The 21,531-nt window shown below is 37.9% G+C and carries 17 protein-coding genes; all 17 read left to right on the top strand.

The window, feature by feature from the left end:
* Positions 1-284: hypothetical protein (locus tag VGA95_07145; protein ID HEX9666322.1), on the top strand; the 284-nt coding region annotated here is incomplete at its 5' end.
* A 36-nt stretch (positions 285-320) separates the two neighbouring features.
* The gene (locus tag VGA95_07150) at positions 321-1,538 is read left to right on the top strand and encodes a glycosyltransferase (GenBank protein ID HEX9666323.1); all 1,218 of its coding nucleotides are present in this window, start codon (positions 321-323) and stop codon (positions 1,536-1,538) included.
* Positions 1,535-2,638, top strand: coding sequence for a UDP-N-acetylglucosamine 2-epimerase (non-hydrolyzing) (gene wecB / locus VGA95_07155; protein ID HEX9666324.1), 1,104 nt, complete (start codon positions 1,535-1,537; stop codon positions 2,636-2,638). Before VGA95_07150 ends, wecB begins: the two co-directional genes overlap by 4 nt.
* 165 nt (positions 2,639-2,803) lie before the next feature.
* The gene (locus VGA95_07160; protein ID HEX9666325.1) at positions 2,804-4,144 is read left to right on the top strand and encodes a glycosyltransferase; all 1,341 of its coding nucleotides are present in this window, start codon (positions 2,804-2,806) and stop codon (positions 4,142-4,144) included.
* A gap of 390 nt (positions 4,145-4,534) precedes the next feature.
* Positions 4,535-5,809, top strand: a complete 1,275-nt coding sequence (locus VGA95_07165; GenBank protein ID HEX9666326.1) for a nucleotide sugar dehydrogenase — start codon at positions 4,535-4,537, stop codon at positions 5,807-5,809.
* Positions 5,810-5,816: 7 nt separating this feature from the next.
* Positions 5,817-6,779: an SDR family oxidoreductase gene (locus tag VGA95_07170; protein HEX9666327.1), complete on the top strand. Its 963-nt coding sequence runs from the start codon at positions 5,817-5,819 to the stop codon at positions 6,777-6,779.
* 41 nt (positions 6,780-6,820) lie between these two features.
* Complete coding sequence (locus tag VGA95_07175) at positions 6,821-7,510, top strand: YdcF family protein (protein HEX9666328.1); 690 nt, start codon at positions 6,821-6,823, stop codon at positions 7,508-7,510.
* A gap of 346 nt (positions 7,511-7,856) precedes the next feature.
* Complete coding sequence (locus VGA95_07180; GenBank protein HEX9666329.1) at positions 7,857-9,527, top strand: hypothetical protein; 1,671 nt, start codon at positions 7,857-7,859, stop codon at positions 9,525-9,527.
* Positions 9,528-9,935: 408 nt separating this feature from the next.
* On the top strand, positions 9,936-11,750 hold the full coding sequence (asnB, locus tag VGA95_07185) for an asparagine synthase (glutamine-hydrolyzing) (protein HEX9666330.1): 1,815 nt from the start codon (positions 9,936-9,938) through the stop codon (positions 11,748-11,750).
* Between the two features lie 43 nt (positions 11,751-11,793).
* Positions 11,794-12,708: a class I SAM-dependent methyltransferase gene (locus VGA95_07190; GenBank protein HEX9666331.1), complete on the top strand. Its 915-nt coding sequence runs from the start codon at positions 11,794-11,796 to the stop codon at positions 12,706-12,708.
* Between the two features lie 1,078 nt (positions 12,709-13,786).
* A complete protein-coding gene (locus VGA95_07195) occupies positions 13,787-14,974 on the top strand; it encodes an asparagine synthase C-terminal domain-containing protein (protein HEX9666332.1) in 1,188 nt (395 codons plus the stop codon).
* Positions 14,975-15,094: 120 nt separating this feature from the next.
* Positions 15,095-16,474, top strand: coding sequence for an O-antigen ligase family protein (locus VGA95_07200; protein ID HEX9666333.1), 1,380 nt, complete (start codon positions 15,095-15,097; stop codon positions 16,472-16,474).
* A complete protein-coding gene (locus tag VGA95_07205; GenBank protein ID HEX9666334.1) occupies positions 16,461-17,717 on the top strand; it encodes a glycosyltransferase family 4 protein in 1,257 nt (418 codons plus the stop codon). The genes VGA95_07200 and VGA95_07205 overlap by 14 nt, the downstream gene beginning before the upstream one ends.
* Before the next feature lie 15 nt (positions 17,718-17,732).
* Positions 17,733-18,872: a glycosyltransferase family 4 protein gene (locus VGA95_07210; protein HEX9666335.1), complete on the top strand. Its 1,140-nt coding sequence runs from the start codon at positions 17,733-17,735 to the stop codon at positions 18,870-18,872.
* 14 nt (positions 18,873-18,886) lie between these two features.
* Entirely contained in the window at positions 18,887-18,991 is a 105-nt protein-coding gene (locus tag VGA95_07215) for a hypothetical protein (protein ID HEX9666336.1), read from the top strand.
* A gap of 200 nt (positions 18,992-19,191) precedes the next feature.
* Entirely contained in the window at positions 19,192-20,448 is a 1,257-nt protein-coding gene (locus tag VGA95_07220; protein HEX9666337.1) for a glycosyltransferase family 4 protein, read from the top strand.
* Positions 20,445-21,527, top strand: coding sequence for a methyltransferase domain-containing protein (locus VGA95_07225; protein HEX9666338.1), 1,083 nt, complete (start codon positions 20,445-20,447; stop codon positions 21,525-21,527). The genes VGA95_07220 and VGA95_07225 overlap by 4 nt, the downstream gene beginning before the upstream one ends.
* The last annotated feature ends 4 nt before the right edge of the window (positions 21,528-21,531 follow it).

Raw genomic sequence — 21,531 nt, forward strand, 5'->3', positions numbered from 1 at the left:
CAAAAATAGCCAGGATCCCCCGTTCTTATGATTTGTACCCTAAGAAACACAAACCTTCCGGTATTGCCCGATGCACAAAAAAGTGGGCACGAGAGCTTTTTCCTGTAATTTGTGATAAGAAATGGCTATCTCTATTACAAAAAAGGCAGAGTATTTTCCTGAACATAGCTGGAATTGCTGGTCTCAAACGAGCCGAGCGCTCGATTTTCCTTTTAGAAAGACTATATTTGTTGGAAAAAAGGATGAGAGATGTTGGTCTGGATTTCGATTGGGAGTGTATATAAATAAATGACTATCTCTAATTATGGTTCTGACCAGAAATGATTCTCGTATGCGAACCTGTATGTTGGGGTGGTGAACACGCTCCATTCAACGCTGGAATGTTAGAAATAATAAGGAAAGGCTTTCCAAACGAGGGAGTTTCTTTTTCCGGTGAAAGGACCCACATCGAAGGACTTCAAAAGCAGCTTGGCGAGTCAACTAGTTCCTCTATTGAATGGCAACCGATTTCAATTCCGGAGCGGAAAGCGGGATATACCAAACGCTTTATTCTTGAAGTGAGGATCCTATTGAATCTTTTGCGAACCTTAGAACAGAATCCTTACAGGAATCTTGTTTTTACTTCAATCACCCCGTCTGCTTTGGCTGCTTTAAAGGTATTACGAGGAATCGGAGGAGTTATGCCTAACGATTTATACATACAGGCAGTGTTGCATAGCAATGTTTCTTGTCTAAATAAAAGGCGCCCTAGACATCCAATTCGTAGAGTTCAAGACATGAGGACTGCTCTTACTATCTTCGGTAGAAGCAATATTCAGTACCTGGCTTTGGAAAAGGGCATACGCGATGCTATTTTGGAAAGCACCCCATTTTTGGCTGGTAAAGTGGAAGTATTGGAAGCCCCAATTCCTCCAAACGAACGAGAATCAGTAGCAATTGAATTGAGTCAACCAATACGCTTTGGTTTCTTAGGACTGGCGAATGAACAAAAGGGGTTTTCAATATTTGTTAAGCTTGCGACGCAAGTAAGCAGAATCTATAGAAACCAAGCGGAATTTCATGCCATAGGTATGTTTCCAAATGGTAAGGCTCCAGTTAAGGAACTAGACGCTTTAGCGATTAAGCCCTGCTTTGAGCGGTTAAGCCGTAAGGATTTTGTTGAGCGAGTGAAGCAGCTTCACTTTGCTATCTTTCCCCACCGAATGGAACAATACGAGTTGACTGCAAGTGGAGTTTTGATGGATGCCATAGCTTGGGGTAAACCCATAATCGCAAGAAGAATTCCTATCTTTCATGATTTGTTTAATAAATACGGTGAGATTGGATACCTTTTTGATAACGATTCAGAGTTGGCAGACATTACCGAAGGTATAATAGTAGAATTTAATCAAATACGCTACAACAGCCAAAAACTAAACATTCTTAAAGCCCGTTCTGCCAGGATGCCCGGGGCACTGGCAAGAACTTACAGAGAAATAAGCGAGAGAGCAATGAGACAAAGGGAAAATGGAAAAATAAAGATGATGAGCACAACATGAAGCATTCCAAAAAAGTACTTCTTGTGGCTGGGGCGAGACCGAACTTTATGAAAGTTGCTCCGCTATTGAAGGAATTAAAAAAGCGTCCCGAAGTATTCATCACACGACTGGCCCACACTGGCCAACATTATGATGTGGCGATGTCTGATTATTTCTTCGATGACCTTGATCTTCCACAACCAGATCGATATTTGGGGGTAGGATCGGGAAGTCACGCGCAGCAAACAGCGAAGGTGATGATGGCTTTTGAGCTTGTGTGTATCGAGGAACGGCCAGATCTTGTTGTAGTAGTAGGTGACGTGAACTCTACTATGGCTTGTGCAATCACTGCAAAGAAACTTAATATTCCCGTAGCTCATGTAGAGGCAGGTCTCCGGAGCCGAGACTGGACTATGCCTGAGGAAATAAACAGAGTGGTGACAGATGCGGTTTCAGACCTCCTCTTCACACACTCCCGTAATGCAGACGAGAACCTTCTAGATGAAGGTATCTCTCCAGAGAGGATCCATTTTGTTGGTAATGTAATGATAGATTGCCTTATTTCACAACTACCAAGGACAGATAACCGAGACACATTAAAGCGATTCGGGTTAGTTCCTCAGAACTACGCAACCTTAACCTTACACCGGCCGAGCAACGTTGACGATCCTGAGATATTTAGGGGAATCGTTGATGTTTTGGTAGAGCTATCAGAAGAGTTGCCGATTGTTTGGCCCATCCATCCGCGGGCTCGTAAGGTATTGGAGCAGGATGGCCTATTAAGTCGTGTTAAGAGTAGTAGTAGTCTAAAACTTTCCGATCCCATTGGATACTTAGACATGCTTACTCTGAATCGGCAGGCCCGATTGATTATTACGGACTCGGGAGGTTTGCAAGAGGAGGCAACGGTTCTTAGAGTACCGTGCATAACTCTTCGTGAGAATACCGAGAGACCTGTTACCGTCGCGGCAGGAGCAAATCGAGTCATTGGTAACCAACCAGCCAGAATACGATCTGAAATTCAATCAGAATTGAATAGAAATGGTCACAACATCACAATTCCAGAACTCTGGGATGGAAAGGCCGCGGTACGCATCGTTGACGTGTTAATGCGTATATGATAGCAGGGTTACCTTTGTTAGGCCACATTCCTTCTTCAGTTTCGCTTGGATTATTCTGTCTCACAGTTACTTAATCTACGATGTTTATGGATACGGATTAGAATTGCTAATGTATTTACTTAGAGGAAACTTATCTGTCGTTGAAAATGTCTACTGAGGAGTAATATGGACAATAGAGGAATCACAGATCAGAATGTAATCCCGACATATTCTCCCCAGTTCCAAAGTGTTAGCAAGGGTTTAACTAATAGCCGCCCAAAACTCCTTTTCTTGGCTTACCCTTTCCCACCGCAAAACGCCGCCGGGTGTGTCCGGACCTGGAATATTGCAAAGTACCTGGCAAGGATGGGCTGGGATGTAACCGTAGTTACTCCAGATCCCTCCATTTTGAAACTGCAGAACCCCGATGGTATGACTACAAAATTAAGGCAAGAAGGGATACGACGTATCCTGACTAATCATCAGTGGCGGTTTCTTATTAGAGGTCGTTTGAACTACTGGGACCTAGGGCTTCGCTGGTTTGTTGGGGCAATTTTACGAAGAGTAGCACGCTATTGTAGCATTGAAAGAGAAATCGGATGGATTAATGCCGCTGAGATGGCTTGTTCTAATTTAACTGCAAAAGATGTGGACGTGATACTTGCTACTGGTTCCCCCTTTTCGGCATTCAGATTAGCCAATAATCTATCGCGCAGGCTTGATCGACCATACGTTTTGGATTACCGAGATCCTTGGACTGGGAATCCTCACGTGGTTAGTCGAAATTGGCGATCTACGATTCGAGAAGAAGAAAGACTACTTAAAGCAAGTGCAGCAGTGACTATTGTTTCTCCCTCTTGGGCTTTGCTACTGAATCATCGTTTCAACCTAGGATCGAAGCTGCATGTGGTCACAAACGGTTTTGATCCGGAGGAGCTTACAGATGTAGTACCATACGACTTTGGCCATTTCGCAATCGTTTACTCTGGGCAATTCTATCTGCCAAAGAGGATTATATCACCCGTGATGGCGGCGTTAAGACGTCTCAAAGAGACCGTGGTTGGCAAAGAGTGGTATTTCCACCACTATGGTGGTCAAGAAAATCACATCTTGGAAGAGGCTAATCATTTTGATGTCATAGAACGGGTTATTATACATGGAAGGGTTCCGCGGGCCGAAGTCCTCTCTGCTGTACGAGGGGCTGGGGTTGCGGTGGTTATTACCTCAGTAAAAGAGGAAGCTACAATCGAGGATAAGGGAATTATGACTGGGAAAGTGTTTGAGCCTCTGGGTTTGGGTACCCCCATACTAATGATTGCTCCTACTGGGAGTGACGTTGAAACTATCAGTGAGACCACGGGATTGGTGCAATGCTTTGAAGGTAGCAATGTTGATGGAATTGCATCTTTTCTTTCTGATCTGATGTTTAAACGTAAGACTCTGAAAGCGAAAGAATTGGGAGGATATTCCTGGCCTAATATTGTGAAGAAACTAGATTCTGTTTTACGAGCAGTGGCCCGGGTTTAAAATCACTGAAATAAATTTGACTTCTACTACTCGAACTGCTTTTGATAATATGCTTGTCAAGAAAGGTCAAATTAATTATGCGGCTTTTCATTAATTTTTACATATTATGAAAAAGATATTAGGCTATTAAATCTCCTTCTCTAACTATTTGAATATCAAAAATCCAGAATAAAGTTTTATCTTTTTTGGAAAGTAAAACTAATTAGCATTCAATTATCAAACTAATGTCCAATTGATTATATCCCGCAAAAAAATGATTATTTTCTAATTGATGTTGATCCAAGGATTTCACTATATATGTAAGTGAGATTGCGGAGCGACAAATAAAAAATTGTATACGTGGGACAGGATTGTAAGTAAATAAATAGATTAAATATTAGGTCTCATAAAATGGCTAACAAATTTAAAGCTATATCGGTAGTCGGTCTAGGATACGTAGGTCTTCCCCTTGCCATGGCTTTTTCAGAAAAGGGTGTGAAGGTTATGGGTATAGATAAGGATGTCCAAAAGGTTAATAAGCTAAGGAATGGAAAGTCATATGTTGAGGATGTTTCTGACCAAGATCTTGTGAGAAATTCGGAGCTCTTTTATCCCACGACTGATTACTCTGTATTATCAGATGTCGAAGCTGTGATCATTTGTGTCCCAACCCCACTCAGTAAAACTAAAGACCCTGACATTACTTATATAATTTCTGCATCAGATGAGGTGGCTAAATATATTCATCCTCAAATGCTTATTGTACTTGAGAGCACTACTTATCCAGGCACGACCGAAGATGTGCTTAGATCTACTTTTGAAAATAATGGATTAAAAATTGGGCGCGATTTCTTTTTGGCCTTCTCCCCCGAGAGGATTGACCCTGGAAACAAAAAGTATACATTGAAAAACACTCCTAAAGTTGTAGGTGGATTAACTAAAGAGTGTACGAAGAGGGCAGTTGAGCTTTATGAAATTATTTCGGAGAGGGTAGTCCCTGTTTCTTCAGTTACAGCGGCTGAGGTCGTAAAACTACTTGAAAATACTTTTCGTGCAATAAATATCGGACTTGTAAATGAGTTTGCTCAGCTTTGCCATAGGATGGGTCTTGATGTATGGGAGATAATAGATGCTGCTGCTACCAAACCCTTTGGCTTCACCCCTTTTTATCCAGGTCCCGGGATTGGAGGGCACTGCATCCCGGTAGATCCGCTATATCTTTCCTGGAAGGCCAAGCTGTTTAACTTTCGAACACATTTTATAGAGCTTGCAGATGAAATCAACTGTAAGATGCCAGAATATGTCGTAGGCCGTGTATTCGAAGTTCTCAATAGCGTAAAAAAATCCATTAGTGGTTCACAGATACTTATTTTAGGGGTTTCCTACAAGAAAGATGTTGGGGATATACGTGAATCACCAGCTCTAGAAATAATTAAGCTTCTATCAGAAAAAGGGGCCCAGATAACATACCACGACCCTCACGTACCTGAATTTTTCTTTTCAGGTACACATTGGCGCTCCGTTGAAGATATTAATAACGAATTACTGAAAGAAATGGATTGCGTATTAATTCTTACAGATCATAGTTTGTATGACTGGGAATTAGTTATTGAAAGCTCCGACCTGATACTAGACACAAGGAATGCGACAAGTGGATTTTCGTCCATTAATATAAATAAGTTATAAAAAAAATATGATTAAATATTTGGTCACTGGTGGAGCAGGGTTTATAGGATCTCACATAGTGGAGGAACTTTTAAAAAGGGGTGAATATGTTCGAGTGCTTGATAACTTCTCAACGGGAAACCGGGATAATCTCCGATTTCCCGATTTGCCTAATGGCTTAGTGGAACACTCTCTAGAGTTAATCGAAGGTGACATAAGGGATTTAGATATTTGCCGTGAAGCTTGCGATGGAGTTGACTATATACTCCATCAGGCTGCCTTGCGCTCAGTACCCAAGTCAGTAGATGATCCATGTGCCACTAATGAAGCTAACGTCAATGGAACATTAAACTTGTTGTTAGCGGCTAAAGATAGAGGAGTCAAACGATTTGTATACGCCTCATCTTCCTCGGTTTATGGCGACTCTAATCATTTGCCCCAGTTAGAAGACCAACACCCACACCCGATTTCCCCTTATGCTGTATCGAAGCTTGTCGGAGAATATTACTGCTCCGTATTTAGTAAAATCTACGGGTTGGAAACTATAAGCCTCCGTTACTTTAACGTTTTCGGACCAAGGCAGGATCCTCATTCTGAATATTCAGCCGTTATCCCGAAATTTATCCAATCTGCTTTACATGGCGAACCGTTAATTATCCATGGTGATGGACTTCAGTCTAGAGATTTTACATATGTTAGTAATGTTGTGGAGGCTAATTTATTATCGACTAAAATCGCTAAAACAAATGGTTCAATTGTTAATATTGCCAGCGGTAGGAATTATTCCGTATTGGATATTGGAAAAGTTATTAGTGATATCTCGCAGAAAACATTGAAATTTTACCATACTAAACCGAGGATAGGGGATGTGCGCCATACGCTAGCGGATATTTCTTTGGCCAGGAGGTTGTCAGGGTATGAAGTAAAGGTTGATTTTATTGAAGGTATGACTAAAACGATGGAATACTTCAGTGAAAACGGTAGCTTATAACTTTTTCAAGCTCATTCTATTCAATAACGATAAATTACTAGATGAGCACAAATAAAGTCAGCTTCGAGAAAAGGGGTTGGCTTTATAAATTTGTTGTACCGATATTTATAATTGCTGGTCTGATTATTTCTTACCACAATTATATTTTAATATCTTTGGGAAGTTATCTTATAACGGAAGACCCACTTGAACGAGCCGATGCAATTGTTGTTTTAGCTGGTTCTGTACCTGATAGGGTCTTAGAAGCTGTTGATATATTTAAACAAGGATATGCACCTTTCATAATTTTAACAAAGGAAGAAAAGTCCACAGGCTATGACAGATTACTGAATTTAGGCCTTCGGATTCCTGAGGGGCACGATCTGAATAAAATGATTGCTGTAAAATTAGGGGTGCCTTCTACGTCTATATTTATTATTGATGAGAGGAGTGATAACACTTACAGTGAAATGGAAGTCATATATGATTTTTTAAAAAAGAGGAACCTCAAATCCATAATCCTTGTCACTTCTAAATCACATACTACTAGGGCAACTAAGATCTTCAGCCTCGTTAATGATGAAACAAAGATAAAAATAATAACCAGACCCTCTAAATATGATACCTTTGAGCCTAAAAAGTGGTGGAAGGTAAGAAGGGATTGGAAACAAACTATTTATGAATATCAAAAGCTTGCTCACTATTATCTTCATGTCGTGGTGTCTCCATTGGTAAACGAAGGCCACTTATAGCTTTCCCTGCTATATTAGGCCCAATTGGTCATCTTGCCTGTTTTACCGTTTTTCTTACGGCGGATATAAAGTTTGGGATTTTCCTAACTCTGAATAGGCGGCAAGGAGAACATTAGTCTTGCCTGGTGGGGAATCAGCCACTTCGAGTCATAGAATCCGGCAAAACCTTTAGTCCAAGTAGTTGCAGGCCACATCTTTTTCGAGATGGAAGGGCCTGTGAAAGGATTACCCAAATTTTGGCTGCATTAAAATATTGACATAAAAAACGTCCCAAGATCATATCAACTAAAGGTTTAAATCATACCTCTCCGTTGAACGTAAAATTCAGTTTAAAAAAGTGGAGAAAATGGAAAAGCTTTCAATATTGGTTCGAAATATTCTCAGAATACTCGGTAATAAAAATGAGGGGAAATACAATCAGATTTATATCAAGGTTGCTTTACTAACTAGTGTGCTGATTCTAGATACTTCCAGTTGTGGATCATATAACAACAATGGCGAATTTAATATCAACAACGAGGTAAATTCCGAAACGCCTTCATCAGCATTCTACATATCCCCAACCGGATCAGACTCAAATCCCGGAACCTCAGATAGGCCCTGGAAAACTTTCAGTTTTGCCATCCCAAAGCTTCAGCCTGGAGTTACCCTGGTTCTCAAAACTGGTACTTATACAAAAACCACTACGGGTTTACCCTATGTAAATTGTGCTTCTAATGCTAAAAATGGTTCAGCAGGAAGCCCAATTACAGTTAAAGCTGAAAACGAACGTCAGGCATTTTTAAGTTCTGATGGTAGTGTGGAAGCGTTGAGAATGGAAAATTGTTCTTATTGGAACATAGAAGGATTAAGGCTTGAGGGCAATGACACACCAACAACAAAGCAAGTGCCCACGGGTTGGATTTTACATAATGATAATATAAAAATTAAAAGACTACTGGTAGCTAAGCACAATCGCTATTCAGTTAATGCAGCTTTATTTGCCATTAGCAAAAGTGATACCATCCTAGTTGAAGATTCTGAGTTCTATTATGCTATAAGGCACTTATTGAATTGTTTTCAATCACGCAGATGCACATTTAGAAGGCTGTACGCTAATGCTAGAGGTTTTGAACCAATACCGGGAGGTTCTAAAGATGTAGGCGATGTATCAGTGGTTTTTTACGGTACAAGCAACAGCATTATGGAGAACGTAATAGTTGAAGGCAATCATGAAAATCCGAATTGTATAGCCTGTGGTTCGCAAGGAATGCAGATACATAGTACCGCACAAAACAATATGATAATAGGAAGTATTGCCATAAATACAAACATCAATGGCTACAGGCTTGATAGTAGAAACGTTTCAGACAGGTTGGTAACGGATACAATAATTGAAAATGTTGTATCATACAGTAATTACGATAGGGGAGGTTTTGGGGGTTACCTACAGCAAGGGGCTGTCAATACCCAAATGAAAAATGTGAGTATTATTGATGCAACTGGAGTTCCTACCGCTAGGGGATTATCACTTGATGGCAGATGCGCTGCCTGTGCCAATGGACAACCATCTAATACTTCATTTCATGGAGAAAATATATTGAGTGTTGGGGGAACGCCAGCATTTCAAGGATTTTCTGTTAGCAGTCCATGGCCTATACTGGGTGGTTGGGATATGGAATATACGAATGCTTATAACTGGCATACAAATTATAGTCCAGCAACAAGTCATGCTTATGGTTCTTTTTCAAACAAGCAATCAATAAATCCTCAACTAGGGAATTGCATCGTTTTCATTCCCGACAGTTCTCCGATGAAAGGGGTAGGCAAGAATGGTGAGGATATAGGTGCTAATATCGTCTATAGATATGAGGATGGAATTTTAACTGACCAAAAACTTTGGAATCAGACTACGGGGCAATTTCCTTGTGGTGCAACTGTAAAAGGAGTCAATGACGATTTAAATTTCCCTGATAGTTCTTGTACTAACGTACATGAAAGGTTGAATGTAGGTGTAAATGGATGTGCTATCCCATAATTCCAATAATTTCAGTAGAGTTACGATGTCGGTTGTAGGATTGATTATTAGGAAGTGAAAACATAACCCTACTAGGAGGAGAATTCAGAAAAGCAATTGAAGACTATGTCTTTTAAATTAGTATCTTAAGTTGCTAAAATGGTGGACCGAATTGTTATATTAACTAATGTCCACAATACTTAACAGTTTCAATTAAGTCCGACATATTATAATCATTGTTTTTTTATAATTTAAGCACAATAAATTAAATATGAGAAGACAATATAGAATTTCTCACAATTCTTACTTCATCAAAATATCCCTATGTAACTTCCTGTTAATAAGAAATCTTTTAGTTGTTGTGTATTTCCCTAGACTCAACAAATTGTTAGAAATTTAATTAATTTAATCAAGAACTATCTTAGAGCCATGTGCGGCATTGCAGGTATTTATCATTTCGATCCCAATATTCAGGTCAATGAAATTGTGCTAAAAAGAATGACACAATCTATGATTCATCGAGGGCCTGATGAAGAAGGGTATCATTTAGAAAAGAATATAGGTCTAGGCCATCGGAGATTGTCAATCATTGATATTGAGAATGGCCAGCAGCCAATGTTTAGTAACGATGGCGGCCTTATCTTAATTTATAATGGTGAAATTTATAATTATTTGGAGTTAAGGAGTGAGCTAATTAAATTTGGTTATGTATTTAAAACGAAGTGTGATACGGAAGTATTATTATATGCTTATGATAAATGGGGAGTAGATTGCTTGAGTAAATTAAATGGAATGTGGGCATTCGCTATATTGGATAAAAGAAAAAACGACCTTGTTTTAGCCAGAGATAGAATGGGAGTAAAGCCATTATATTATTTTCTAGATGATAAAACATTTGCATTTTCATCTGAATTAAAGGGCTTCTATCACGATTTTAATTTAGAGAAAGATAATGGTGAATTATGGGATGCGCTCGTATTTGGACCTAAACCAGGAGGCAAAACTTATTTCAAAAATGTATTTGAATTACATCCCGGGAGCTACTTAATAATCTCACTCAATTCTAAAAATATAAGGACCGGAGAATATTACAAATTGGAAGATACCTTAATTGAAGAGTCGAGCGAAATTGATTATGAATATATAGAATATCTTATTAACGATGCAGTAAAGATCAGACTGGTATCAGAAGTTCCTTTGGGTTCATTAAACTCTGGGGGAATCGACTCAAGTTTAATGTCAGCAATTGCCAATCATTTCGTTGAAGAAAATCAATTAAATACATTTTCAATAGCACCTGAAAAGCAAAACGGTACTGTTTTGCCAGGAGATGAGAGTTATTACGCCGAATTATTGGGTAAATTTATTAAAAGCAACCATCATACTATAAGATATAATGAAAATGATTTTTTTGGTTTGATCGAGTCATCCCAATTTTATAACGATGGGATTTTATTTCATTCAAATTCAATCCCTCAACAAATATTATTTCAGCATATAAAGGAAGATTTCGGGATAACTGTACTCTTGAGCGGAGAAGGTGCTGATGAAGTGTTCAGGGGTTATGGTAATAATAAATTCGTAAATTTTTACAATTTAATATCATTATTTCCGTTCACTAAGAACATAGGGGAAAAAATTATAACTAAAAATCTTAATAAGTTTGATGATCCTGTGTTTAAAGAATATCCCTTTTTACTTAAATTGACTTTGCTTCATAATGCCCATCTAAGAAGTGAAATTGTAAACACGATTATGGGCATCAATGGTTGCATTTCTGATGATAGGATACATTTACTTAACAAAACAAAAAGATTAAGCATGAGTAACAAAGTAATTTTTTATGAGCAGAAATGCTATTTGTCTGGCTTATTACAACGTGTCGACAGGATGTCTATGAGGTATTCTATTGAAGTGAGAGTTCCGTTCTTAGATTATAGAATAGTTAATGAACTGAATAAAATTAAATTTTCGTTAAAATCGGGAATAAACGAAAAGAAAATTAAAAAAATTCTAAAAAGAATATCATTGAATTATCTTCCAAAAGAAATTATTAATAGAAGAAAAATGGGTTTTTGTTCCCCGCTTAACGTGTATAAACATACTATGATAAAAGAAATTAAGAAATTTGATAGACATAATAATTTTGTAAATCAAACTGGAGAAGAGATTTTCATATTGCTTAATTATTATCTATTGAACGAGAACCAAGGGAAGTCGTTAGACTTATTCTATAGCAACTGAATAAAGGCTCATTTCCCTAGACATAGTAACAATGAGGAACAATATGGGTATAGAGGAAGAAATTGTGGGAATGTACAACCAATTACCATTTCCAGACTATGGTGATAATCCCCTTGATGATGAATATGTTAGCCAGAAGCAATTTATTGATTTAATTTTAGGTTTTAACGGTCATGGCTATTCTGTTTATAAAGACAAATCAGTTTTAGATGCTGGGTGTGGAACGGGAAGAGAAAGCATGTATTTGGCGTTACAAGGTGCAAAAGTAACTGCAATTGATATAGCAGATAGTTCCCTAAAGGTCGCTAATGAGCAGGCTCGAAAACATGAATTTAGATATGACATTAGTTTTATGAAATCTTCTGTTTTGGATATGCCGTTTGAGGATAATCAATTTGATATCGTCTTGTCTTCGGGGGTCATACATCATACACTTTACCCTGAGAAGGCTTTCTCTGAATTAGTACGAGTTTTAAAACCAAATGGATATATAATTTTGTTTGTTTATAACAACTTCGCCCATATGATTCCGAATCTTAGAAGGGGGATTGTTAATATATTTGCAGGGGAGGATATCCATAAAAGGGTGGACCTCGCCAAAAAGCTTTTCCCAGGTTATTTGAAAAGATGTAATGCTGCGCGGATTTATGACGAATTTGCACATCCTCATAAATCTGAGCATAGTATCGCTGAAGTTTTATCGTGGTTTTATCGATTTGGTATCAGATATTTATCTGTATACCCAAAGTTTGGATTTCAGGGCTTTTATTATACTAGAAAAGGTAACACCATATATAAACAAACTGGTCGATTTATACGAATCGATGATAAATTTAGTAATCCTAACTTATTAAATCGATTGTCGTCAGGTCTACTGCAATTGTTGAGAGGGTATCGGGCATATTCAGGGGGATATAGATTTTTGGGAACTAAAAAGGATGGCGCCTTAAGAAGCTGATTTCTTTATATACTGTGGAACAGCTTCTGTAAAATCTTTGGCAAATTCAGACTATCATGGCATCTATTTCTTAACAGCATACTTTAGTTAAGCTTTACGTTAGGTGCTGATCGGGACAACAAGCGAAACCGACGGAGGATCTTACCATCTTTTAATGTTAAGTTAAGGGACGTTTATTCTGGAGATTTTAACCTATAGATTCAGCGGATTTTAAAGAAACTTCAAATAAAATTGTTGGTCTTCTCGAGAAAGTTGACTTTTATTTTCATTAGAGCTGCTTGTTTTGGTAATTACTCCGTAAATATATGATTTTCCTACAAAGAAGTATTTTAACTTAGAGAACATTCGGGAATATGTTTAACAATCTTATTAGCAAAGTTTATTCCTGGTCCTCACGTTGATGGAACAAACCATAAATTTAGAGAGTTAAGTGTTCTTCCTTTTTTATATAGGCTGTGATAGAGATTCTAAGTATTGGCTCAAGAGGGCAAAGCTTCATGCCTCGTGGTTAAATCTCACTATTGGCATAAAGAAATGGTGTATCAACTCACAGAAGAATGTTTTCTTTGCTTCAATCAATTCGAATTCTGACTCTGACTCACAACTATCAAAGAATACTATGAACTCATGTTGTGGTGTTGCAGTCAAGGAAAAGGAGGGGATTTGGACTCTAAAGTATTTATTAACTGAAGAAAATTACAACAGAGCTCTAACTTCGTTCGACTGGCGAACAATGTGGATTGTTCTTAGCGCGGATGGACAGAATATATGTCTATGGCGTGGGCTTACTTCTGTCGGTCAAATTTATTATTGTTGTAAGAAAGATTCAATAGTTTTTAGTAACGATTTTAGATTATTGATGCCAAAGAATACGTGTAACTTGGATCCTGCCGGATTTTATTCTATCTTCCAATTCGGAGCTGTATCAGCTCCATATACTTTATTCAAGAATATAAAATGCGTTCCATCTGGTCATCTGGTAAGGTTTGATGGACAAACTCTTAGAGAGCAGTGTATACCCAATGAGATAGCTGCACTTCATGAGTCCACCTCGATATCCACTTCGCCGGAAGACATAATGGAGGAAGCGATTAAAAATGAGATAAATAAAATTCCGACGAATTCTGCACTCCTCTTTAGTGGTGGGGTCGACTCGGGCTTATTAGCAGCTTTAGCCAAACGCCAGGGTAGATGTGATATACAATTGATTAACTGTGATTTTACACCAATTTTTGGTTCTGGCTTTACTGATCCAGAGGCAAAACTTGCCCGTGATATGGCTGCACATTTGGGTTATAACATAGCGGTATTCCCATTTGAATATTCATTAGTACCTAAAATGCTCTGCAATATCGGTAAAGATTATACTTTTCCTTTCGGTGACTATTCTACATTACCAACAAACCTGGTCGCAGACTATGCGACAAGTCTTTTGAATGTACGCAGTTGGGTTGTTGATGGTACAGGTTCGGATGGTATCTTTATGGGTACCCAATATTGGAAACGCACGAATCGTATTTATCAGATCCCTGTATTAATTAGAAAACTTCTTGCTTTGTTATATAGGTTTGAAACGATATTTTATAGCCCCAATCGGCTATCGAGATTATTAGGGGCGTTTAATCAAAGCCTGCAAATCCCACCGCTTCAGTTCCATGTAATCGCACAAAATAGGCTTGGAGGAATCGCATTTTTAGCAGACAAGAAAACCCTAGAGGACGTGATTTGTGCTCAAAAGAATTATCTGCAAGCTGTATTTAAAGGTTTTGAGGACAGAGGGCAAATTTCTTGGGTTGATCTTATACATATCTGTGTAGGTATTTTTGCTGCAAAAGATTACGACCCGATTCGCTCGCGTGGGATGATACCTTATTTCCCATTTTTAAGTGAAGGATGCATTACTTCTGGCCACAAACTTATGGTAAGTCCATGTGAATCAAAAGAAAATAAAGGAATTTTAAAATCTTTACTATTGCGGGATGTTCCCTCTGAAATGATATACAGACCTAAATCTGGTTTTAGTCCACCTATAGAAAAAATATTTAGGGATAACACCGTGAACGAATATATAAACGATATAGTTTTTGAAGCTAATAATCCCTTGAATGATTTTGTTTACCCGCATGTAATGCATAATCTCTTTAATGCAATAATCAATGGCAAGCATCTTTACAACAAACACCTTAATCTTCTATGGTCTTATATCTTTACCTCTATATGGTTCGATCATCAGTTGAAATCATATCCTGAACCTCTAGGTACATGATAGAAAAACTATTTACCTTTGAACTCTAGGTTCCTTTTTTGCTATTTTGAACAATCAAATAGCCAGATTTAACTTATGTCGCCTTTATCCTAATATCATCTTCCTTCCTTTTTTCCGATCATGAAATTTTTGGTAAGTAGTTACAACAAAACGGGAAATTTAAAGTTATTAGCACTATTTCCTATTTTGGTACTCTTCTCGTGGTTGGTATCTTACCTGATTGCTACCTCCTCTACCTTTATGATTATGCTGGCTATTTTGGCTGTAGTTCTATTTGCGGTGATATTTTTTAATCCACTAGTAGGATTAATGTTGTTATTCTTCATTATACCATTCGAATATTTAGTAAATTATCCCATTTTCAAAATTATAGCTTTGGTATTTTGTATCTCCTGGCTTGCACGTAAAGCCGTAAAAAAAGAATTGATTCGTATTTCTTTTAAAACTGATCAAGAAAGGTACTTAATTGGCCTTGCGTTCGCTTTAATACTCTCGCTTGTTTTCTCTATAGATAAACCGTCAAGTTTACTCTTCTTTCAAAGATTTATACTTTTAATAGCACTTTGTATTTTCTTAATAGATGTGATTCGTTCTCCTAAACATATTAGGAATCTGGGATTGGCAATAGGGCTTTCGGGTGGTTTAGCCGGTTTGGTAGGATTAATGCAGTATTACATCTTTGATACCGGTATCTTAGAGGGATCGCAATCTTTTGGTTTAGTTCATCAATATAAAGAAGAAGGTGTGAGGGTTGCAGGATTTACAGGAAACCCTAATCATTTTGCAATGTATTTAGTCATTTCAACAAGTTTTCTGCTCTATTGTTTTTCAATGACTAGGAATTTGATTCTAAGAATTTTAATAATTGTTCTTATAGGGTGTTCCACCGCTTCTATATTTTTTACGCTCTCTCGTTCAGGCGTGCTAGCTCTAGGGATAGCTATAGTAGTTTATAGCCTAAAGCTTAAGGGCCTTAAGTTTACCGCTTTTTTATCATTACCTATTATAATAGGTCTTGCCCTAATGTTTTTCCTTAAGCTTGCACCTGGTTTTGTTTATGACCGACTTGTAAATTTAACATTTCATGAGAAAGATCAATCTGCAGAGAATCGGATTATAGTTATAAAATCGAGTGTTGATATATTCTTAGAGCATCCCCATTCACTTCTCACGGGGATGGGATTAAATAATTTCCAAAGGGTTTCTTGGACTAAAAGGGACGCCCACAATATGTTTGTCCAGATGCTAGTTGAGACAGGGCTTATAGGATTTACTTTTTTCTCACTTCTAGTTTATCGCTCTTACAGAGATATGTGGCATTACATCAAATTAAAACAAGTAGATTTACAACTTTTTTGCTTAGCTTCATTGGCGGCGTTTACCGCTTTATTAGTCCACGGCTTGTCCGGCACTGACACTTATATAAAGTACTTATGGCTGTTTTTTGTCTTAGCGCCCATTATTCGTAATATCAAAAAGGAGGGTTATGCACGGACTTAAAGTTCTAGTTTTTGCTTTTATGTATCCAAATATCGTAAAGCCCAACTTGGGTATATTCATCCACAATCAAGTAAAAAGTCTAATACAGCAAGGGAGTGAAGTTGTTGTAGTTTCTCCAATTCCCTGGGTTCCTGGATTGCTTTGCTGGAGAAAGCGATGGGATGGTTATAGAAATATCCCAAAAGAGGAGTATTATTTTGACATTCCAGTTTTCCATCCTAGGTATTTTCGGACACCTGGTGGGAAATGGGTATACCCTTGGGAGGGATTCTCTATGTATTTGGGTTGTAAAAACTTAATATCGTCATTACACAAAAAGTTTAAATTCGATATAATCCATGCCCATAGAATCATACCCGATGGATATTGTGCTACTTTACTTGGAAAGAAGTTAAATATACCAGTTGTGTGTTCCGCGAGGGGTGGAGACACTTATCTAGCACCTTTTCAGAATCATTTGTGTTACCTATCGTTTAAGAAAGTTATAAGCAGTTGTAGTAAAATCATTACAGTTAGTAACTCTCTCCGCGATATTGTATTAAACAACGGAGTTAAATACCCAGTTGAAGTTGTCCATAATGGCTGTGATGTAGATTCATTCCATTACATTGACAAGGCAGTGGCAAGAAAAAAACTAAATTTGCTATTGGATAGAAAAATTTTTCTTTTTGTTGGGCATATCATATCAAGTAAGGGCGTGTTGGAACTAGTTAAAGCGTTTCATCAGATTAAAAAAAACGACCCCTCCTCATTTTTGATTATGATAGGATTTGGTGATTGTAAAGATAAAATTGAAGCGGAGATTAAAAGTAGAAATCTCTATGATTCGGTTCTTTTGCCTGGATATGTACCTCATGAGAAGCTTCCTTTATGGATTAATGCTTCAGACATATTTGTGCTACCCAGTTACCAAGAGGGACTGCCGAACGTAGTATTGGAAGCTATGGCTTGCAGAAAGCCTGTTATAGCCACAAGGGTTGGTGGTATACCCGAGATTGTCTCTGATGGAGTGACTGGGATTTTAGTAGAGCCTCTAATTGTCGATCAACTAGCCCAAGCCATGGAGACTTTGCTACTAAACGAGGATTTATGTTCAAAGCTAGGGTTAGCGGCCGAGAAGCTAATCCATGAGCACTTTACATGGGAAAAAAGTGCGAAGAATTTAATAAAAGTCTATGAGAATTTGTTAGAGAATAGAGACGAAGATCGCTCTCGTCCTTTATTATCACCCTCCTTTCAATAGTGAATAAGAATAAAAATGAAAAAGCGCTGCTGTATTATTACTACGGTACATCCTCCATTCGATGTGCGTATATTTCATAGGCAAGCTAAGAGCTTAGTGGAAGCGGGATATAGTGTAGTTCTTATTGCACCACACGACGGAAGTGAAACGGTTGATGGTATTGAAATTGTTCCTTTACCAAAATCGCATAATAGAGCCCTCAGGATGATGCGCATTATTACTGCATTCAGATTAGCTCTTAGGCAAAAGGCTGATATTTATCACTTTCATGACCCGGAATTACTACCTGTGGGATGGTTATTAAATAAATGGACTGGAAAAACTGTAATCTATGATGTGCATGAGCATCACCCTAATGCGATAATGGATAAACCCTGGATTCCCAAAAAATTACGACCGATTCTAAAAAAATGCCTTGAGCTTATAGAGCCTGTTTTTGTCCATTCGCTAAGTGCGGTAATTTACACAACCCCTATAGTAGGCGAACGCTATATTCAAATGGTTGGTAGGACTGAGAGGGTAGAGAATTTACCATTACTCAGTGTGTTTTCTGATTTCAAACGAGTGGAAAAAAAGGGCGATAAAATAATAATAATATATCCGGGTGAGATGAGAGAACCTACTGGATTATTGCAGCTAATAAAGGCTTTTTCTCATGTGGTTCGGAGAAACCATAATAACTTGGAACTTATTCTAATTGGACAGGTAAAGACAGTTGAATTTAAAAGTGAAATGCAATCGTTAATCAAAAAACTAAATTTAGATATAAGAGTTAAACTTCTTGCCCCAGTTCCATACGAAAAGATAAAGGAGTATTTATCTGAAGCGGATATTGGAGTAGTCACATATTTACCGTATCCAAATAATATGAGTTGCTTATCTAATAAGGTATTTGAATATATGGCTTGTGGCTTGCCTGTAGTAGCCCCAGACTTTCCACTGTATCGTGAGTTGGTTAATAGTGTAGGATTTGGAATCTTGGTTGATACAACTTCACCAGAAAATATAGCGGAAGCAATAGAAAAACTGATGGTGAACCCCGATTTGAGGAATCATATGTCACAGCGGGCAAGAAAAGGCTTCTTGGAAAAATATAATTGGGAATCGGAAAGAAAGAAATTATTAAAACTTTACTCTGAACTGCTCTCAGAGTAAATGAAAATAAATCCATAGTTTGCCATCCACAGGAAGCAATAGAGTGCTTTTTAAGAACAAAGATGGATGTACTCGTTATAGGAAACTGTTTTGTGGAAAAGGATAGCAAGACTTCCTAAAAGTTCTCTGATGGGCTGAGTAGTAAATTCTCTATAATCCAAGTTGTATAAAATAAATCAAGTTATTGATATGTGAAAAAATAAGGACAAGTGAGATGAAAAAATAGATTGGTATATTGTGGGAAGAATACAATTTACATCCGTCATCAAAAGCAAGTATTAATTACTACTCGAAATAAGCAAACTCGAGCTGTTAATAAATGAAGATCTTAATTCTAAGCCTGGCCTATTTCCCAGAAATTACTGGCAATGCGCCTTTAGTAACAAACCTGGCTGAAGACCTCGCAGAGAAGGGGAATGAAGTGCACGTGATTTCTGGTATTCCTTCTCATGGACTAGAGAGGGTTCCGGAACAATATAAGGGCAAACTGTGGTGCTCAGAAGAAATCAATAATGTGAGGATTAAGCGAAGCTACAGTTTTGTTTCAGAGTCAAAGCGATTTTTGGTCAAGATCGCCAACTATTCATCATTCACTGTATCGTCTTTTTTCACGGCCTTCTTTGATTCTAGGAATTTCGACGTCGTTCTAGCTGTCTCACCTCCCCTTTTTCTAGGTATTACTGGCTATTTGATAGCTCGAATAAAGGGAGGGAAAGCCATATATAACGTCCAGGACCTCTTTCCAGAGTCTGCCGTTATAGCTGGAAAATTAAAAAAAGGCTTTGTTTTCCACATTCTTAAAAAAATAGAAAATTTTGTATACAGTAAAGCTGATTGCATCACTGTTATTTGTGACAGATTTTCAGAAGAGATAAAAGGTAATGGAATAAATGGAGATAAGATAAAAAAGATACCAAACTGGGTTGACACGGATTTTATCAAACCCATGTCTAAGGAACGCAATCAATTTAGGTGTGAACACAGACTTGAAAACCATTTCGTCGTTCAATTTGCAGGAACAATAGGATATTCCCAAGGGTTAGAAATCATATTGGAGGTTGCGAAGGATCTAGAGAGTTATAAAGATATTAAATTTGTTATAGTGGGAGTAGGAGTTATTAAGGAAGAGTTAGTCGGAAAAGCAAGCGATATGGCTCTGAATAATATACTATTTCTTCCTACTCAAGCTCAGGATAAGTTGCCATATCTTCTAACCGCAGCCGATGTATCTTTAGTTACATTGAGAAAAAATATGAGTAGAGTATCACTGCCCAGCAAGATTCTTGGTATTATGGCGGCTGGCGTACCAATAATAGCCAGCTTAGATGAAGGTTCAGAGGGTTGGGAAATTATAAATGAATCAAAATGTGGTATTACAGTTCCACCCGAGGAGCCTTCCAAGTTGAAAGAAGCTGTTCTACATTTTTATAATAGCAGGGAACTCATCCCAAAACTGGGGCAGAATGGGAGAGAGTTTGTGATGAAGAATTACTCCAGGCGTATGATAGTAAATAGTTATGAAGAACTATTTCAGTCCTTATTGAACAAAAATAGTCCTATTGAGTGTCAAGCATGAATCCTAAGTTACTAAATATTCTGATATGCCCTGAATGTAATTCAACACTTAAGATAGAAGAATACGACGTTGAGGGTCCAGAACTTAAAGATAGGGAAATATTAGAAGGTTCGCTTACTTGTGATGGATGTTTTAGGGATTATCCTATCATAAATGGAATACCGAGGATGTTGCCTGATTCGCTGTTTGATAGGCTTTATCACTATCATTCTGACTATTTCTCGAGGTATGGGTTAAAAGCGAGAAGATTTACAAAGCATCAAAGGAAATATGATGACAAGAAGAGAACGCTGGATAGCTTCAGCTTTCAATGGAATACATTCGGGGAGATTTACAATAATTATGAGGAAGATTTTTTAGATTACATCAAACCCATAGGTGCAGATTTTTTTAGAGGAAAATTAGGGCTTGACGGAGGATGTGGATTTGGACGTCATCTTTATTTTGCTTCCAAATACGGAGCTGAAATGGTAGGATTGGACTTAAGTGAGGCAGTGGAGGCAGCTTATAAAAATAATAAATACTTACACAATGTCCATATAGTCCAGGGAGATATATATAAACCTCCTTTTAGAGAAAACACGTTTGACTTTTGTTACAGTATAGGAGTTCTTCATCATCTGCCTGACCCTCCTTCTGGATTCCGAAGCTTAGCACGTTTTGTTAAGCCGGGTGGTATTATGTTCGCGTGGGTTTATGGACCGCGGCAAGGTATTTCTGAAAGTGTGACTGTCCTTCTAAGAAAATTCACAACAAGGATGAATTACAAAGCATTATATGTTTTATGTTTACTAATTGCCCTATCGCTTCGGATCTTTTCCCACTATCCATATATGCTTCTTTCTAAACTTAACTTTACAAAGGGTATTATGGAGAAATTACCCTTCAAGTATTACCACGACTATCCCTTCATAGCCCTTATGGGAGACACTTTTGACCGTCTTTCTGTTCCATTGGTTCACTACTACTCGGGCGATGAAATTAATAGCTGGTTTGAGAATGTAGGGTTTCGGGATATCAATATCATTCGAAGATATAGGCATAACGAGAGTTGGCGAGCCCTAGGTGTAAAAACCTAAATAA

The organism is Thermodesulfobacteriota bacterium, assembly GCA_036397855.1.
In the GTDB taxonomy this organism is placed as follows: Bacteria; Desulfobacterota_D; UBA1144; order Nemesobacterales; family CSP1-2; genus DASWID01.

Bases quoted from the DNA above. Each gene is read 5' to 3' on its own strand.
- VGA95_07170 (HEX9666327.1), top strand. From the start codon at position 5,817: ATGATTAAATATTTGGTCACTGGTGGAGCAGGGTTTATAGGATCTCAC.
- VGA95_07175 (HEX9666328.1), top strand. From the start codon at position 6,821: ATGAGCACAAATAAAGTCAGCTTCGAGAAAAGGGGTTGGCTTTATAAA.
- wecB (HEX9666324.1), top strand. From the start codon at position 1,535: ATGAAGCATTCCAAAAAAGTACTTCTTGTGGCTGGGGCGAGACCGAAC.
- VGA95_07180 (HEX9666329.1), top strand. From the start codon at position 7,857: ATGGAAAAGCTTTCAATATTGGTTCGAAATATTCTCAGAATACTCGGT.
- VGA95_07165 (HEX9666326.1), top strand. From the start codon at position 4,535: ATGGCTAACAAATTTAAAGCTATATCGGTAGTCGGTCTAGGATACGTA.
- VGA95_07150 (HEX9666323.1), top strand. From the start codon at position 321: ATGATTCTCGTATGCGAACCTGTATGTTGGGGTGGTGAACACGCTCCA.
- asnB (HEX9666330.1), top strand. From the start codon at position 9,936: ATGTGCGGCATTGCAGGTATTTATCATTTCGATCCCAATATTCAGGTC.
- VGA95_07205 (HEX9666334.1), top strand. From the start codon at position 16,461: ATGCACGGACTTAAAGTTCTAGTTTTTGCTTTTATGTATCCAAATATC.
- VGA95_07210 (HEX9666335.1), top strand. From the start codon at position 17,733: ATGAAAAAGCGCTGCTGTATTATTACTACGGTACATCCTCCATTCGAT.
- VGA95_07195 (HEX9666332.1), top strand. From the start codon at position 13,787: ATGGAGGAAGCGATTAAAAATGAGATAAATAAAATTCCGACGAATTCT.
- VGA95_07220 (HEX9666337.1), top strand. From the start codon at position 19,192: ATGAAGATCTTAATTCTAAGCCTGGCCTATTTCCCAGAAATTACTGGC.
- VGA95_07225 (HEX9666338.1), top strand. From the start codon at position 20,445: ATGAATCCTAAGTTACTAAATATTCTGATATGCCCTGAATGTAATTCA.
- VGA95_07160 (HEX9666325.1), top strand. From the start codon at position 2,804: ATGGACAATAGAGGAATCACAGATCAGAATGTAATCCCGACATATTCT.
- VGA95_07200 (HEX9666333.1), top strand. From the start codon at position 15,095: ATGAAATTTTTGGTAAGTAGTTACAACAAAACGGGAAATTTAAAGTTA.
- VGA95_07190 (HEX9666331.1), top strand. From the start codon at position 11,794: ATGGGTATAGAGGAAGAAATTGTGGGAATGTACAACCAATTACCATTT.